Genomic DNA, 15,334 nt, shown 5'->3' with positions numbered 1-15,334 from the left:
GCGGGTCGTGTTTCTCATAGCCCAGGTGCTCAGTCATCTCCTCGTTCAGAGCGGTCTCGAGCACCGTCTTGGTCAACTGCTTGAGCAGCCCCTCAGGACCGGTCAGCGATAGCCCCTGTTCCTGAGCCAGCCGCACCAGCTCGACGGCCGCCTGCTGCTCAGCGGACTGCTCAACTGCCTTCTTCTTCGTCACGCCATCCAGTGTCGTCATCACGGCACCTTCCTCGCCGAGCACCGCTCAGCGTGTCAGGCCAGAAACACCGATAAATCCACAGTCCCGAAGACGAAAAGTTTGCAGAGAAGTACCGCCAATAGCATTTAGGAAACGGCCAGTAACTTGCAAGAGAGCGCCCGCAGGGAACGAACTGTCATAATTGAGGGTGTAGTCGGGGTTTGAATCCGCCGGTTTCCAGTAGTGATCTGGCGATGTAGTTGATGAGATTTCGAAATCCCAGGGCTGAGCCTCGGAGGTGTTCGAGGCGGCCGTTGATCGCCTCGGTCGGGCCGTTGGAGGTGCCAGGGCGGTCGAAGTAGGCCAGGACGTCGACGGCCCGCTTTTTGAGGGTGCGTCCGAGGGTGATCAGTTCCTGCAGAGGCTTGGGAACGCCGGCGCTGAGCGTGGTGATCAGCGCGGCCATCATGGTGCGTCCTTGCTTGCGGTCGGGCTCTCGGTAGGCGGCCACGGTGCGTTGATACATCGTCCAGGTGGCTTCAACCTCGGCATGGGCATCAACGCTGAATACAGCGTTCAGCCGGGCTTTCTGTTTGTCGGTGAGCAGGTCGGCCCCGGTGTGGCCGGTTCCCTTCCGCGCTTCGGCTCCTCTGGGCGTGGCGGGTGGGAGCCACGCAGGCGTAAGCAATTAACGCACAACGAAATTGGAGACAATTACCGTCGCTCCCGCGTCAAATGCCCTAGCTGAGCCCATGTCGCATCGAGGACCGTGCGCCTCGATGTCAGGGTCTGTCGAGTGGGAATATTGTTGGTAGGGAGGGTGGTTCGGGCCGCGTCGAGAATTTCGCCGGTGGGCATTGACGCTCTGAGGCCGTGACGCTCTGAAGCCGTGGCGCGTTGAGGCCCGATGGTTGAGCTTCGCCGACCCAAGGGCCATCTCATGCGGAGTCCAAGCTGGTCAGTTGGTGATACCGGCTGGCGGCGGGCCTTCTGTGATAACTGCTGGGCCGCCGATCGGGTGATCTTCGACGGAACTCGACCCAACTGACCCCGCTAGGGTTGAGCCGTGATCGACCACACCGATAACGCGGAGCTGGACCGGTCAGTTCCGGCGATTGTGGTGCGCGGAACAGATATCTCGGTCATCGAAGACGCCGTCGAAGGTATGCCGCTGGAAGCGGCACGACTCACCGGCAGCGGCGGCAGGGTCACCCTCGCAGGCTTGAGGCTGGGTGCTTTGTCGGCAAGCGTTGGTGCATTCGACTTCCCGGTGGCCACGTTCGGTGAGGCCACTTCAGGCACCGTGGTCATTGCTGTCCCGCTCACTCCAGCGCAGGGTTCGTGGAACGGTGTCGAACTCAATCCGCGTTCCCTGTGGCGTTACCCACCCGGATCCGAACACGGGGGCGCGGCCCGCCGGCCGCCAAATTTCGCTGCCATCACCATCCCCCACGACCGGACGGGTGCCGAACCAGCCGACGGCGTCACCGTGCGAGAAGGCGACGACGTCGCGCGGTTGGGTCTGTTGTTGAGGATGCTCTCCGAGAGACTTCTCGCCGGCAGCCTGACTCCGGAGTTGCTGCCGGCAGTAGAAGCCGATCTGCGAGCGACGCTGGACGACGCCCTCTCGGCACCGGCCGCCGGAGAACCCCGATTGACGGCGTCGGCTCAGATCGTCCGCTCCTGCCTCGACGCCGCGGAACAGATCGGCCCGAGTCCGCGGGTGGCCGCGTTGGCCGCCTCCCTGGATGTGACCGACCGGTGGATTCGGGCTGCGTTCGGCAGGGAGTTCGGCGTGTCGCCGTCGGTGTTCTTCCGGGCCCGCAACCTTCATCGCGCACGCCGCGACCTGCGACTGGCACACCCCGCGGACACCACCGTCACCGACGTAGCGCTACACCGCGGATTCTGGCACGCTGGCCGGTTTGCCGGGCTGTACCGTCAGGTCTTCGGAGAACCGCCCAACGAGACGTTGCAACGCGCCTGCTGAACACCTCGTTCCGAATCTGGATAGACGCCGTAGGGCAGGCCTGCCATGCTTGACGCCGCTGACCTGCTGGCCGTAGGAGAACACCTCTCTGCCCGGTCGCGGGTCACTTGTGCCCGCGCCTTTCGGCCCCAGAGGAGTACCAATGACCCAACCGAGCAATCCCTACGGCCGCCGGCCTGGTGGCGGCATCAGCCTGCCCGACTACTACCGCCCGATGACGTCGATCAATAACCGCAACTTCTATTCGCCGGGGACCGAGATACTGCCCGAGGGCGAGATGCGCATCAGCATCCTGGGCAGCACACCGTGGCCGCCGACCCGCACCCAGGCCGGCACCTGCATCCTCGTCGAATGCGGCAACGGCAAACCCCAACCGCGGCGGTTCTTCTTCGACATGGGCAACGGCAGCGTAAAGAACGCACTGGCCATGCAGGTGCCACCGATGTTCATCAACGACATCTTCATCAGTCACCTGCACGGTGATCATTACGCCGATCTGCCCTACATGTATCCGTTCACCGCCTGGGCGGGTCGCTGGCAGCCGCTGCGCCTGTACGGACCGTCCGGAGCAACACCAGAACTGGGCATCAAGCACATGGCCAAGCACATGCGCGAGATGCTGCGCTGGCACGAGGAGAACTTCCTGCACGCGACTATTTCGGCCGGCTACGAGATGGACGTCACCGAATTCGACTGGAAGGAAGAAAACGGCGTCTGCTACGACCAGGACGGCATCGTGGTGCGCCACTGGCCCCGTTCGCACGTGAAGGACGGGGCATCGGCCTACCGGCTGGACTGGGAGGACGCCGGCCTGTCGGTGGTGTGGACCGGGGATGGGCGCCCCGACGAGAAGACCGAGAAGTACTCCGCCGGCTGCGACGTGTTCATCACCGAGGGACAGTTGGACACTCCGGGCCTGTCGTCGCTGAAGTTCGGCGTCCCAGAGGAACTGATGAAGTACACGATCGATTCTTGGCACACGATGTACTACGCGGCGGGATATCTGATGGACAAGGTGCAGCCGCGAATGGGAATGATCGTTCATTATGAGGCGGGCGGGGCGGCACTGGACGCGGAGTCGGTCGCCGAGGTGCGGGCGAACTACAAGGGGCTGTTTCAGTTCGGCGGCCCCGACGTTCAGGTCGTCAACGTGACCAAGGACCGCATCTGGTCACGGGAGGCCGCGCTCCCGGACGGCGCAGCGATCCCGCCGTTGGACCCGCGGTGGCTGCTGCCATCGCCATTGCCCTCGGAGCTTGAGCTTCCGCGCCCAGAGTTGCCCCGCGAGCAGCAGCAGGAACAGTTCCTGCGGGACATGGAGATTGATCCGCACAAGTATTACCCGCCCGACGTCGAGCGTGAACCCGTCCAAACCTGGCCGGACGAGGGCTTCAAGATCGACCCACACGAGATGCTGCGCAGCCGGGGAATCGACCCCGATGCGCCATGAGGCGGCACCGGGGCTGGAACCGGAGGCATCCGTCCGCGTCGGTGCCGGCCCCATCCCGCTGACAATCCTCACCGGGTTTCTCGGAGCCGGTAAGACCACACTGTTGAACCGGTTACTCAACGGCGACCAACCCTTGCGGGCTGCCGTCCTGGTCAACGACTTTGGTTCAGTCAACATCGATGCCGAGCTTGTGGTCGGCGTCGAAGACGGCATGATCAGCATGGCCAATGGCTGCGTCTGCTGTGAGATACGCGACGATCTGCTCGCCGCGGTCGAGCGGCTCGTCACCTCGCCTGACCCCCCGGACCACATCGTCCTGGAAGCAAGTGGCGTCGCCGATCCGGCCAGCATTTGGGCAACCTTCGCGACCTCTCAGACGCCGGACTGGGTGCGACTGGACAGCGTCATCTGCGTGGTGGATACCGAGCAGATCTTCACCCACCTCGACGATGCCCCAGCACTGTTGATGCTCAAGGCCCGCCAGATCGGTTTCGCCGACCTGGTGATACTCAACAAGGTCGATCTCGCCTCACCTGATCACCTGGCGTGGGTTCGGAACTGGATAGCACAGACAATGGATCGGGTTCGTCTGGTGGAGGCAGTCCGCGCGCAGGTGCCCATGGAGATTCTCCTCGGCGCAACTCGATCAGGAACTGAGATCGACTGGGAGAATATCGGGGCCCACGACCACGGTGACCAATTCCGAACGTGGACCTATCGCACAGACGGGACCTTCGATCCGGACGCCTTGTCGGAGATGCTTCGGCGGGATCTCCCCGGGGACGTCTACCGCTGCAAGGGGTTCGTCGAGTTGTCCGGCAGCCCGCCTCGGCGGATGTTGTTGCAGGCCGTCGGGCGGCGCTCCGAACTGACGCCCGTAGGCCCGGGTCGCGCGGTGATGACCGGCAGCCAAATCGTCGTAATAGGTTCGAAAACTCTGGATCCGCACCAGCTGGGGCAGCTCTTCGAAACGTGCCTGGCAACTGCTCTCACATGACGTCATGCAGACTCGGTCAGAGCCACAGTCGAACCTCTCGGTATCAGCCGACTGACCCTGTGGGACGCTGCAATGGTGGTGGCAGTAAGCGGTAGGGCCCGCGCAACAGGTATCGCTGCGGGGGTCCTGGCCGACGCGATGTTCGGGGACCCCGGCCGCGGTCATCCGGTCGCTCTGTTCGGCAGCGGCGCAACGGCTGTGGAGCGATACAGCTATTCCGATGGTCGGTCTGCTGGCGTGCTGCACACCGCCGGACTGCTCGGCGCGGTCGCGATCATGGGTACCGCCGCCGAGAGGGCGGGCCGGCCCCGCGGGCAGTGGCGTGAGGGGATGTGTGTCGCAGCGGCGACGTTCATCGCGCTTGGCGGGACCTCGCTGTGCCGCACCGGCGAGAACATGTCGGACCTGTTGCAGCACGGCGATACCGCCGGCGCGCGCCGACTGCTGCCATCGCTGTGCGGACGTGACCCGGCGGTTCTCGACGTTGCGGGCCTCACCCGCGCGGCACTGGAGTCGATCGCTGAGAACACCTCCGATGCCCAGGTCAGTCCACTGGTATGGGCGGCGGTGGGAGGTGCCCCCGCAGTGCTCGTGTTCCGCGCGGCCAACACTCTGGATGCGATGATTGGCAACCGCTCGTCGCGATACGCTCGGTTCGGCTGGGCGGCAGCCCGTTTCGATGATCTCGTGAATCTCGCCGGAGCTCGGCTGACAGGTGTGCTCATCGCGATGTGCGCCCCGGTCGTCGGGGGGTCACCAATGGCGGCGATGCGGGCTTGGCGGCGCGATGCGCGCAGGCATCCAAGTCCTAACGCCGGGGTGGTGGAGGCTTCGTTCGCCGGGGCGCTGGGGGTCCGCCTCGGCGGGCCGACTCAGTACGAATACAACCTGGAGATCCGTCCTTCACTCGGCGATGGCCGAGCCCCCGAGGTCACTGACCTCACGCGGGCAGTGCGGTTGTCGCGGGCCGTTCAACTACTTGCCGCCGTTTTTTCAGTGGTTGTCAGCCTCGCGTGCCGTAGCGGCTGGCGAGTTTCTCTTCGGTAGTGAGCGGCGCGCCGGCATCGTGTCGGGCTGAGGCGGCGTCGGCAGCTGCCTTCTCGCGACGGCGCACCCGCAATTCGGCGAACACGAAATAGCCGACGCCGATCGGACCCAGGATGCCGAACGCGATCCATTGGATGCCATAGGAGAGGAACGGACCCGCGTCGAGGTGCGGCAGCGGGATTACGCCGAGGCCGCCGGGCTGATCGCGCATCAGTTGCAGGTAGGAGCCTGCCAGCGGGATGCCGGTCAGGGCGGCAATCTGATCGGTGTTGATGGAGTAGACCTGCTGGGTGCCGTCCGCCTCGAACGGAGCCTTGTCGCGGGCGAGCGCTTCTGGGTCACGCAGTCGGGCGGTGATGGTCACCGTGTCGGCGGGTGGCGCTTCGATCGGCGGTACCTGGGTACCCGCTACGGGCCGTACGTAGCCGCGGTCGACGAGCACGGTGGGTCCGCCCTCGACCGCGAACGGAACCAGCACTTCGAAAGCCGGTTCGCCGTCGACGAGCCGCAACCTGGCCAGAACCTGGCCCTGCGATAGGTAGCGCCCTGTCGCTGTGACTTGCTGCCACTGGTCCTGGGGCGCTGAGGAATCCTGCTGCGGCAGGAGGGTCGTGACCGGGACCGGAGGGGCGTCGAGCGAGCGGGCGATCTGCGCATTCTCCCGGGTCGTCGTCGAGTTTTTTCCCAGCTGCCACGGTGCCAGCACCGTGAAACAGAGGTAGGCGAACGCGATGACGACCACGTATAGCGCCAGCCACTGCGGCCGTAGCAGAAAGGCCCAGCGGCGAAGGGTCGAGACACTGCGGTTAGGCACCGAGCACCTCGCGAAGATCGTCGACACTGCTGACGTGGAGTAGTGCGTCGCCGCCGCCGTCGGTGAAGTCGTCGCGCCCGTAGCCCCAGCCGACCACGATCGTCCCGATGCCGTGGGCTGCGGCGCCCTCGACGTCGTGAGAGCGGTCACCGACCATCACGACACGCTCCGGCAGCGGTGCCAGTCGAGCGAGTGCGCTGGCCAGCACTTCGGCCTTGGATGAGCGGGTGCCGTCGACGAGGGCGCCGGCGATCACCTCGAAGCGACACTCGAGGCCGAAGTGGGCCAATATGCGCTGCGCGGTCGGCTCGGCCTTGGAGGTGGCTACCGCCAAGCGCACGCCGGCCAACTGCAGGTCGGCGAGCAGCGCGGGAATCCCGTCGAAGGGGCGGTTCATCGACCAACCGCGGCTGAGGTAATCGGCGCGGTAAGCGGCTACCGCGGCGTCGGCATGGTGGCCCAAACCCATCTCATGGAGCGTGACGTGCATCGGCGGGCCGACGATCCGGCCGGCCAGGTCGCCGTCTGGGACAGCCGCACCCACGGTCCGCAGCGCGTGCCGGAAGCTGGCGACGATGCCCTCCGCCGAATCGGTCAGCGTCCCGTCCAGATCGAAAACCACCAGATCGCCGCGGCCTGCCCGCGCGAAGTTCCTGGTGCTGTCCAGTGTGTCGGTCACCCCACCATCATCCCTGATGCTCGAGCAGGATGGGCCCGCGCACTAGTGTCGTGATGTGGCAAGTCCGGGAGTGCGGCGATGACGGTTCCACTCGCCGACATCATTGATGTGCTCGACGCGGCGTACCCCCCTGGGCTCGCCCAGGGCTGGGACTCGGTCGGGCTGGTGTGCGGAGACCCGTCAGAAGTGGTCGATACGGTGACGATCGCTGTGGATGCGACACCCGCAGTGGTGGCAGGGGTGCCCGACCGAGGTCTCCTGCTGGCACACCATCCATTGCTACTTCGTGGAGTGGACTCGGTGGCCGCCGATACGGCCAAGGGCTCCCTGATCCATTCGATGATCCGCACCGGTCGCGCTTTGTTCACCGCCCACACCAACGCCGACAGTGCATCACCGGGGGTATCGGATGCGCTGGCCGACGCGCTGGGTCTGGAGGTGTCCGACGTGCTCGCCCCGGTGCCGGCAGGCCCGGAGCTGGACAAGTGGGTGGTGTACGTACCCAGCGCTTCTTTAGATAATCCAGCCAACTCCAGGACCGCGGCGGTGATCCGCTCCGCGATGTTCTCGGCCGGCGCGGGCCAGATCGGTGATTACTCGCAGTGCAGTTGGAGCGTCGCGGGCATCGGACAGTTTCTTCCGCACGAGGGCGCGACGCCGGCGATCGGCACGGTCGGCTCCGTCGAACAGGTAGCCGAGGATCGAGTCGAGATGGTTGCCCCGCGGTCGCGGCGCGCCGCCGTACTCGCGGCCCTTAGGAGCGCGCACCCCTACGAGGAGCCCGCGTTCGACATCGTCGCGCTGCAGGCCCCGCCCGCAAACGTGGGTCTGGGGCGCATCGCGGCGCTACAGAGCCCAGAACCTCTTGCGGCATTCGTATCGCGAGTGCACGATGCGCTGCCCGCCACCTCGTGGGGCGTACGCGCCTGCGGAGATGCCGCGGCGTCGGTGTCGCGGGTCGCAGTGTGCGGCGGTTCGGGTGACTCGCTGCTTGCCGAGGTCGCGGCTTCCGGTGTGGACGCCTACGTCACCGCCGACTTGCGTCATCATCCCGCCGACGAACACCGCCGAGTGTCCCAGGCCGCACTCGTCGACGTCGCGCACTGGGCCAGCGAGTACCCGTGGTGCGCGCAGGCGGCGCAGCTTCTGCGCAATCACTTCGGTGCGTCGCTACCGGTCCTCGTGTCCGACGTGCGCACCGACCCATGGAATGTCGAGGGAGTTCGGAAATGAAAGCTGCAGTACCGCAACAGCGGTCGTTGCTCGAGTTGGCGGAACTCGACGCCGAGATAGGTCGGATCGAGCATCGGACCAAGAACCTCACCGAGCAGCGGGCTCTGGAGGAAGCGCAGGCTGGCCACCGGTCGGCAAACGACCAGCTGGCTGCGCTGCAGATCGCGCTGGCCGACATCGATGCCCAGATCGCGAAGTTCGAGAGCGAGATCGACAGTGTGCGCCAGCGGGAGGATCGCGACCGTGCGCTGCTGGACGGTGGAACGGTCGACCCCAAGCAACTCACCGAGCTCCAGCACGAGCTCGACACCCTGCAGCGACGTCAGACCAGCCTGGAGGACTCGTTGCTTGAAGTGATGGAACGGCGGGAAGAGGTTGCGGCCGATCAGGATCGCGCCCTGGCCGAAATCGACACCCTCGAAAGCTCGCTTAGCGAGGCGCAGAGCGCGTGCGACGAAGCCCGCACCCACCTGGCCCAGCTGCGCCACCAATCGCTCTCGCATCGCACGGATCTCGTCGCCCGTATCGACGAGGGGCTGGTAGCGCTCTATGAGCATCAGCGGGCCCGTGCGGGGGTAGGCGCGGGGCTGCTGCAGGGGCGACGCTGCGGGGCTTGCCGGATCGAAATCGACAAGGGGGAGTCGGCGCGGATCGCCGCCGCGGCCGATGACGACGTGCTGCGTTGCCCGGAATGTTCGGCAATCCTATTGCGGGTCAAGGCGTCTCAAGCGTGAAAGTTCTGGTCGAGGCCGACGGAGGGTCCCGCGGGAACCCTGGCCCCGCCGGTTACGGTGCGGTGGTGTGGTCGGCGGACCGGGCATCGGTTCTCGCTGAGGTGAAGTCGTCGATCGACCGGGCCACCAACAACGTCGCGGAGTACCGTGGCCTGATCGCCGGACTTGAGGAAGCGGCCAGCCTCGGCGCAGACGAGGTTGAGGCCCACTTGGATTCCAAGCTGGTGGTAGAGCAGATGGCGGGTCGCTGGCGGGTCAAGCACCCTGACCTCGCGGCGTTGCATCAGCAAGCCAGAGGTCTTGCGGGCACGTTCGATCGGGTCACCTATTCGTGGATACCGCGTGCAAAGAACAGCCACGCCGATCGGCTGGCCAACGAAGCCATGGATGCGGCCGTGGAGACGGGCGCATCGGTCGAGGCGCCGGCGCCGGTGAAGTTGGACCAGGCGTCCCCGGGAACCGAAGTCGTGACCAGTCCGGCCGGCTGGACCGGGGCAAGGGGAGCACCGACGCGGCTACTGCTGCTCCGTCACGGGCAAACCGAATTGTCGGCACAGCGCCGCTACTCGGGACAGGGAAACCCGGCCCTCACCGATCTCGGGGTCAGGCAGGCGGATGCCGCTGCGCAGTACCTCGGGGGCAGGTCCGGCGTCGCCGCGGTCGTTTCCTCCCCGCTGCGGCGGGCCTACGACACTGCCTCGGCGGCCGCCCGGGAGCTTGGCCTTGACGTCATTGTCGATGATGACCTGAGCGAAACCGATTTCGGTGCGTGGGAGGGACTGACGTTCGGTGAGGCGGCCGAGCGCGACGCTGATTTGCACCTGAGGTGGCTGCGTGACACCTCGGTACCGCCGCCGGCGGGTGAAAGCTTCGATGCCGTCGCGGCGCGGGTGAGCCGCGCTCAGCAGAGGATTCTCGGCGAATACGCGGGCCGCACGGTGCTGGTGGTGTCGCATGTGACCCCAATCAAGACGTTGCTGCGGATGGCCCTCGACGCAGGCCCGGCGATCCTGTACCGGCTGCACCTGGACCTCGCGTCGTTGTCGATCGCCGAGTTCTATCCCGACGGCGCGGCTTCGGTCCGGCTGGTGAATCAGACCGGCTACCTCTGATCCCGTGAGCCTGTTGCGGCGCCGTCGCCGATATTCCCCTGCGCGGCGAACTGGCTTGGCGTCATGGCCAACGGCGGGCAAGCTCGAGTCATGGAAACGGATTGGGAATGCCTGATCGTCGGTGGTGGTGCCGCGGGATTGAGCGCTGCGCTGGTGTTGGGCCGGGCGCGTCGGCGCACGTTGGTGGTCGACGTCGGCCGGCAGAGCAACCTTGCGGCGCACGGAATCGGCGGTTTGCTCGGCCACGACGGTCTTCCGCCGGCGCAGCTCTACCAGCAGAGCAGGAATGAGCTGCAGCGGTATCCGAGCATTGAGGTCCGCAGCGGCGAGGTGGTCGGCGCGGAGCGTCGCGACGGTGTATTCGAGGTCGAACTCGCCGGTGGCACCCGCGAGCGGGTGAAACGGGTGTTACTGGCCATGGGCATGCAATATCGCCCGCCGCGACTGCCAGGACTGGACGAGCTGTGGGGGAGTTCGGTATTCCACTGTCCGTTCTGCCACGGCTGGGAGGTCCGTGATCAGGCGCTGGGAGTGCTGGCCGACGGCGAACAGGCCGTCCATATGGCGTCGTTGTTGTGTGCGTGGAGCAACGATGTGGTGCTGCTGACCGGGGGTGCCGGCGCGCTGGAGGCCGAGCAGTTGGCGCGGCTGAGTGCCGCGGGGATCGCGGTTGATGACCGCGAGATCGCCAGGCTGGAATCCGAGCAGGGCGAGCTGAGTGCCGTGGTGTTCGCCGACGGTTCGCGGCTACCGCGACGCGGGCTGCTGGTGGCCACAACACTGCATCAGCGCACCGACCTCGCTACCCGACTTGGGGTGAGATTGACTTCGGTGGGACCGGTGTCGGAGGACGCGGTTGAGGTCGACGCGCTCTCGCGTACCTCGGTTGCCGGCGTGTTCGCAGCAGGAGACGTGTGTACGCAGATGCCTCAGATGGCGGCCGCGATTGCAGCCGGTTCGGCTGCAGCGGTCTCGGTGGTTGCGAGTTTGATGGAGGAACCATGACGACACCTGCGGCGGCAAGACCGGACTGCGCCTCATCGATTGGCGCTGGGATCTTCCTGGCACTCATTGAGTTTGGAGAACTTGAGTCCTCACAACGTCGCCGAGGGTCCATGTCTTGTCGAATAGCGGCTCTTCAGGGCCGTAGAGGCGGAAGATGAGGAAGAAGTCCTCGCCGGTCGGAATCCAGTTCGACTCGCGGCCCTGCGGCGCTGCCGGGGCGAAGTAGACGTCAACCGAACCGTCGCTGTTGGTCGCCATCGTCGCGATTTCCTGCGACGAGAGCCCTACGCGGTGGACATCCCGCACGAATCCCTTTGTCGTCAGGCTGTAGACGGTCACCGACCAGAAATCCCTTGCCGGGGTGTCAGAGGGGACGGTGAGCTGGTAGGTGTCCTTGCCGTTCATCAGCTCGCCGTCGCGGTCGCGAGTCCCGGTGAGGTAGAAGGAACCACCGCCGAGGACCTTGGGAAGGTAGGTCGCGAAGAAGTAGAACTGTGCGCGCTCATCGACCATCACGCGGTCGGCATCGACGAACGGGAAGCCGATTTCGGCCTGATCGGGTGGGAGGTTGAAGGTGCACCACTGCCGGTCTTTCCAGAACGACTTCAGGGCACCGCCTGCGGTGACGAACCTGTTTTGCAAGTAGTCATAGGCCCGCTCGAGTCCCTCCAGGAGCGCCGATACCGATTCCTCGTCGGGATCGAATTTCTCGCCTTTTCGAATTCCGATGGAGTAGAGCAGCGCCATCATGGCTTTGTCGCGCTCGAGCACTGGCTCGCGCTGCACGATCGCGTTCAGGTCGGTGAAGAATGTCATGTCATAGACCGGAAGAGTGTTCCAATCCATGTCATAGGCGTCGATAAAAGTCGTCGGGGGCGGATCGGCCTCCTGCGAGAGCGGGTAGACCTTGAGCGTCTGCGCATACGCCGATTGGTCGGCAGCGGTGCCGCCGTTCTTCGCGACGGGCCGGAATGCGAAGTGCACCCCGTAGGTCGCCGGTCGGTAGGTGCGATAGCCCGGCGGCACCTCGCCGCTGTAGCCAGGCGGCAAGAAGAGATATTTCGCACCTTGTCCCTTGTCGTCGCCGGGCGGGCCGACATCGGCGATCGGCGTCTGCCATCCATCGACGAAGGTGCCAAAGTAGCTGACCTTCAGGGCCTCCGGTGGAACCTCAACGACGAGCGGGCCGTCCTTCGTGGACTGGGCGCTGACCACGTACGGCGTCACGTTGTTCGCGGTGAGGAAGCCGTGACGCGACTCCATCGGCTTGCTGAAATAGACAACGTCGCCGAACTTTCCGCCGAGGTCCCGCTGGATGCCCAGCTCGATGTCATAAACACTCACGGCCGGCATCGCCCAGATGGCCGCTTCGGCGGCCCGTTGCACCTGCATCTCGTGATTGATCGTGGACACCTGTATCCCCCTCGGCAGCGCGATCCAGGCCGATTCAAAGCTGTGACTGAAAGCGTAACCCGCGGAACAATTTCCCGGGGCCGCGAGGCGGGCGCAGCACGGGCCAGGCCTACGGGGTCCGGATGGCCGCGGCGTGCATGATTTCGCTCGCAGTCACCCCACGGCGGCAACCTGGGCTATTCGACCAGCTCGGGGTCACCCGGCTTCCAGGTCTTGTCATAGAAGGGCTCCAGCGGTCCGTAGAGACGAAGAATGGTGTTCCACCCCTTGCTTGGGTCGGTCTGGATCCAGTTGTTCTCCTGGCCCTGGGGTGCCTTCGGTGCGAAGTAGACGTCGTAGGAGCCATCGGCGTTCTGCTTCAGGCCTTCCTTGTTGTTGTCGAGGCCTGGAAATCGCTGATCGGTCTGAAGCATGCCGCGGCTCTGGTTGTCGTAGAGCGTGAAGGACCAGAAATCCTTGGCCGGTACGTCTTTGGGCAAGTTGATCTTGTACGTCTTGGAGCCGTCGAGGGCGTTGCCGTCCTTGTCGAGATAGGCGATCGCGTACTGAGATCCCTTGCCCACGTTCTTCACTGCCATTGCCGGGGTGATCCCGGTGGCGTAGAAGTGCATGTAGATGCGCGAATCGAGAAGAGTAGCCCCGTCGTAGAGGAAGTCGTAGCGACCGTCGAGGAACGGGTTCGTCCAAACCCGTTCACCGGGGTAGAGGTAGAAGTGCTCGTTGTTCGGACGGGCGGCCAGGGCGCGCGCCGTTACGGAACCGATCGCGGCTGCGTCGGCGAGGATCTTCCTCATCCGCTCATCGGGCTTGAACTCTTTGCCCTGCCTGATGCCAATCGCGGCCAGCAATCCACGGATCTCAGGGTCGAGCCCTTCGATGGGCTCTGCCTGAATGGTCGAATTGACCTCCTCCCAGTAGCCGTAGTCCATGCGGTGAATGGTGCTGTCGAACTTGCCGGAGATATTGACGAAGCTCATCTGCGGCGGACTGTCTTTCTGGGACAGCGGATACATCCGGAAGAGCTTCTTGGTCGTCGCCACCGCAGGCCTCGGCGATCCGTCCACCTGGAATCCACGCCAGATGACCCAGTTGCCCAACGACGGTGTGCGCGCAACGTGGTAGCCGTCCGGGACCTCGCCCTCGTAACCAGGAGGCAGGATCAGGAACTTGCCGCCTTTGCCCTGGTCTGGGCCGGCGTTGCCGAAGTCCACGACATAGCGGAACCAGGCATCGTTGATGAACCCCAACACGTTGGGCGGAGTCTCGATCACCATGGGTTCATCAGCTAGCTCAAGCCAGGAGGCCATGTAGACCGAAGTGGTATTCGGAGTCAGCCACAGGGCCTTGGAGTCCATGAGTTCTTCAAAGAGAACCGCTGTGGTATTTGCTGGCCCGTGTTTGAGCAGGCCTTGCTTAAGTCCATACATCGAGGCGATCGGGATGCAGTTCAGGAAGGCCTCAGTGGCGCGATTGAGATCGAGGTTGTCATAGACCCTCTGCGTGGTCTCCGCGTCCGGGACGCCATCCACAGAGGTCAGGGTGCCGATGGAAGTCTCCAGCCGGTCGGGCGTTGCGATCCCGTCAGGGAGCGGTGTGGTCATCTTCATTTTGCTGAGATTCCTCGGTGATCGTGGCAGGTGTCCGCTTATCGGTTCACCTGGTTTCGGAGCCGGGTCGTGATGAATGCCGACTTAACTTGATCGCGCAGGCCAGCAGGGCGGGCCGGCGGCTGCGAAGCAATTCCTCCGACCTCAGATGAGTGTTGGCGGCCGGATCCAACTACTCGCTGTGTGCGTGTCGGGCTGAGGGAGTCGGTATGCCCAACAAGACTATGAATTCGGCTCCCATCCGTTCGGCAGCATTTCTTTCTCGAAGGATTTCCGCCCCTCGGTGTCAAACCTCTGACAAAGTTCCTGAACTTCTTCCTTGAAAAGAACCAGCTGCGAAAACCCGACCAGTTCATCACCTTGGTGAATCGGTGAAACGGTCACCAGGAGTGCGCGCATGCCTGGGGGGTGCGCTACATAGCGAACCGGCTCAGTCCGCCCCTTCTCGAACAGCCCAAACATGGCGTCTAACCGCGGGTTGGTAATTGCACGGCTATGCCGATTGCGTACGTCGTCATCTATGTAGCTGGGCTGACGATCCATGTATAGCGCTGCCCAGCGGTTGTAGTAGATGACGACTCCGTCGCGATCCAAGATCGTGACGCCTACGCCGGCCTCTTCCAGGATCCGATCGGCCCAGTTCGACAGTGCCCAATCTGGCCGGATCCGCTTCTCGCGGTATTCGGGTAATGCAAATTCTTGCAAATCTTCTGTAGCCATCGTTTTCCCATTGTCAATCGTGATGAAGTTATCGACGCAAACGGGTTATCGATGCCAACGGTGGTGTGTCGAAGCCTGGCCCTAAATCCAGCCGGACTCAAACTGTGCACCCCTTTCCCGTGCGGTTGCGTCCACCAAAAACGTTACTCGGCTGGTTCGTCGAATTCAGTCGCCGCCTGGGTGAGAACGATCACCAATGGGGGTCCTGCTTGGTCGTCCAGTCCGATGGCGTTTCTGGCCATCGATGTCGGACGTCGGGGGTAGCGTCGACAGTATGTTCGAAAGTATGTTCGATGTGGATGCTGGGGCGAGCGAGTCGCAGTTGCGGGCCCGGGTCGAGGAGTTCGAACAGATGAAGTCT

Annotated in this window: 14 protein-coding genes and 1 pseudogene; 8 read left to right on the top strand and 7 right to left on the bottom strand. The window is 64.4% G+C overall.

Going from position 1 to position 15,334, the window contains the following annotated elements; genetic code table 11:
- On the bottom strand, positions 1-211 hold a 211-nt coding region (locus ACPGXI_RS16245; RefSeq protein ID WP_526654745.1), incomplete at its 3' end, for a transposase.
- Between the two features lie 157 nt (positions 212-368).
- A pseudogene (locus ACPGXI_RS16240) lies at positions 369-800 on the bottom strand (transposase); the annotation flags it as partial.
- A gap of 438 nt (positions 801-1,238) precedes the next feature.
- Here ACPGXI_RS16240 and ACPGXI_RS16235 point away from each other — a divergent pair.
- From ACPGXI_RS16235 to ACPGXI_RS16220, 4 genes are all read left to right on the top strand, one after another.
- The gene (locus ACPGXI_RS16235; protein WP_526654743.1) at positions 1,239-2,162 is read left to right on the top strand and encodes a helix-turn-helix transcriptional regulator; all 924 of its coding nucleotides are present in this window, start codon (positions 1,239-1,241) and stop codon (positions 2,160-2,162) included.
- Positions 2,163-2,304: 142 nt separating this feature from the next.
- Positions 2,305-3,612 (top strand): guanitoxin biosynthesis MBL fold metallo-hydrolase GntH, encoded by a 1,308-nt coding sequence (gene gntH / locus ACPGXI_RS16230; protein ID WP_526654741.1) that lies wholly within the window; start codon positions 2,305-2,307, stop codon positions 3,610-3,612.
- Positions 3,602-4,609 (top strand): CobW family GTP-binding protein, encoded by a 1,008-nt coding sequence (locus tag ACPGXI_RS16225; RefSeq protein ID WP_526654739.1) that lies wholly within the window; start codon positions 3,602-3,604, stop codon positions 4,607-4,609. Before gntH ends, ACPGXI_RS16225 begins: the two co-directional genes overlap by 11 nt.
- Before the next feature lie 72 nt (positions 4,610-4,681).
- Complete coding sequence (locus tag ACPGXI_RS16220) at positions 4,682-5,656, top strand: cobalamin biosynthesis protein (RefSeq protein WP_526654737.1); 975 nt, start codon at positions 4,682-4,684, stop codon at positions 5,654-5,656.
- Here ACPGXI_RS16220 and ACPGXI_RS16215 read toward each other — a convergent pair.
- Both ACPGXI_RS16215 and ACPGXI_RS16210 read right to left on the bottom strand, forming a co-directional pair.
- A complete protein-coding gene (locus tag ACPGXI_RS16215; RefSeq protein WP_526654735.1) occupies positions 5,613-6,470 on the bottom strand; it encodes an SURF1 family cytochrome oxidase biogenesis protein in 858 nt (285 codons plus the stop codon). The genes ACPGXI_RS16220 and ACPGXI_RS16215 overlap by 44 nt on opposite strands.
- Positions 6,463-7,149 (bottom strand): HAD hydrolase-like protein, encoded by a 687-nt coding sequence (locus ACPGXI_RS16210; RefSeq protein WP_526654733.1) that lies wholly within the window; start codon positions 7,147-7,149, stop codon positions 6,463-6,465. The genes ACPGXI_RS16215 and ACPGXI_RS16210 overlap by 8 nt, the downstream gene beginning before the upstream one ends.
- Positions 7,150-7,227: 78 nt before the next feature.
- Between ACPGXI_RS16210 and ACPGXI_RS16205 the strand changes: the two genes are divergently transcribed.
- From ACPGXI_RS16205 to ACPGXI_RS16190, 4 genes are all read left to right on the top strand, one after another.
- A complete protein-coding gene (locus tag ACPGXI_RS16205) occupies positions 7,228-8,382 on the top strand; it encodes a Nif3-like dinuclear metal center hexameric protein (protein WP_526654731.1) in 1,155 nt (384 codons plus the stop codon).
- Positions 8,379-9,116 (top strand): zinc ribbon domain-containing protein, encoded by a 738-nt coding sequence (locus tag ACPGXI_RS16200; protein ID WP_526654729.1) that lies wholly within the window; start codon positions 8,379-8,381, stop codon positions 9,114-9,116. Before ACPGXI_RS16205 ends, ACPGXI_RS16200 begins: the two co-directional genes overlap by 4 nt.
- On the top strand, positions 9,113-10,228 hold the full coding sequence (locus ACPGXI_RS16195; protein ID WP_526654727.1) for a bifunctional RNase H/acid phosphatase: 1,116 nt from the start codon (positions 9,113-9,115) through the stop codon (positions 10,226-10,228). Before ACPGXI_RS16200 ends, ACPGXI_RS16195 begins: the two co-directional genes overlap by 4 nt.
- Before the next feature lie 90 nt (positions 10,229-10,318).
- Positions 10,319-11,233, top strand: a complete 915-nt coding sequence (locus ACPGXI_RS16190) for an NAD(P)/FAD-dependent oxidoreductase (RefSeq protein WP_526654725.1) — start codon at positions 10,319-10,321, stop codon at positions 11,231-11,233.
- Between the two features lie 63 nt (positions 11,234-11,296).
- Here the strand turns inward: ACPGXI_RS16190 and ACPGXI_RS16185 are convergent, their stop codons facing one another.
- The 3 genes from ACPGXI_RS16185 to ACPGXI_RS16175 form a co-directional block, all read right to left on the bottom strand.
- On the bottom strand, positions 11,297-12,646 hold the full coding sequence (locus tag ACPGXI_RS16185; RefSeq protein WP_526654723.1) for a DUF1254 domain-containing protein: 1,350 nt from the start codon (positions 12,644-12,646) through the stop codon (positions 11,297-11,299).
- 176 nt (positions 12,647-12,822) lie between these two features.
- Positions 12,823-14,247 carry a DUF1254 domain-containing protein gene (locus ACPGXI_RS16180; RefSeq protein ID WP_526654721.1) on the bottom strand — a complete coding sequence of 475 codons (1,425 nt, stop codon included), beginning with the start codon at positions 14,245-14,247 and terminating at the stop codon, positions 12,823-12,825.
- A gap of 228 nt (positions 14,248-14,475) precedes the next feature.
- Positions 14,476-14,973 (bottom strand): hypothetical protein, encoded by a 498-nt coding sequence (locus ACPGXI_RS16175; RefSeq protein ID WP_526654719.1) that lies wholly within the window; start codon positions 14,971-14,973, stop codon positions 14,476-14,478.
- Positions 14,974-15,334: the final 361 nt, after the last annotated feature.

It is taken from the genome of Mycobacterium sp. (assembly GCF_049608025.1).
Taxonomy (GTDB): Bacteria; Actinomycetota; Actinomycetes; order Mycobacteriales; family Mycobacteriaceae; genus Mycobacterium.
The sequence above is the reverse complement of the archived record's forward strand: the minus strand, read 5'-3'. Positions and strand labels throughout refer to the sequence as shown.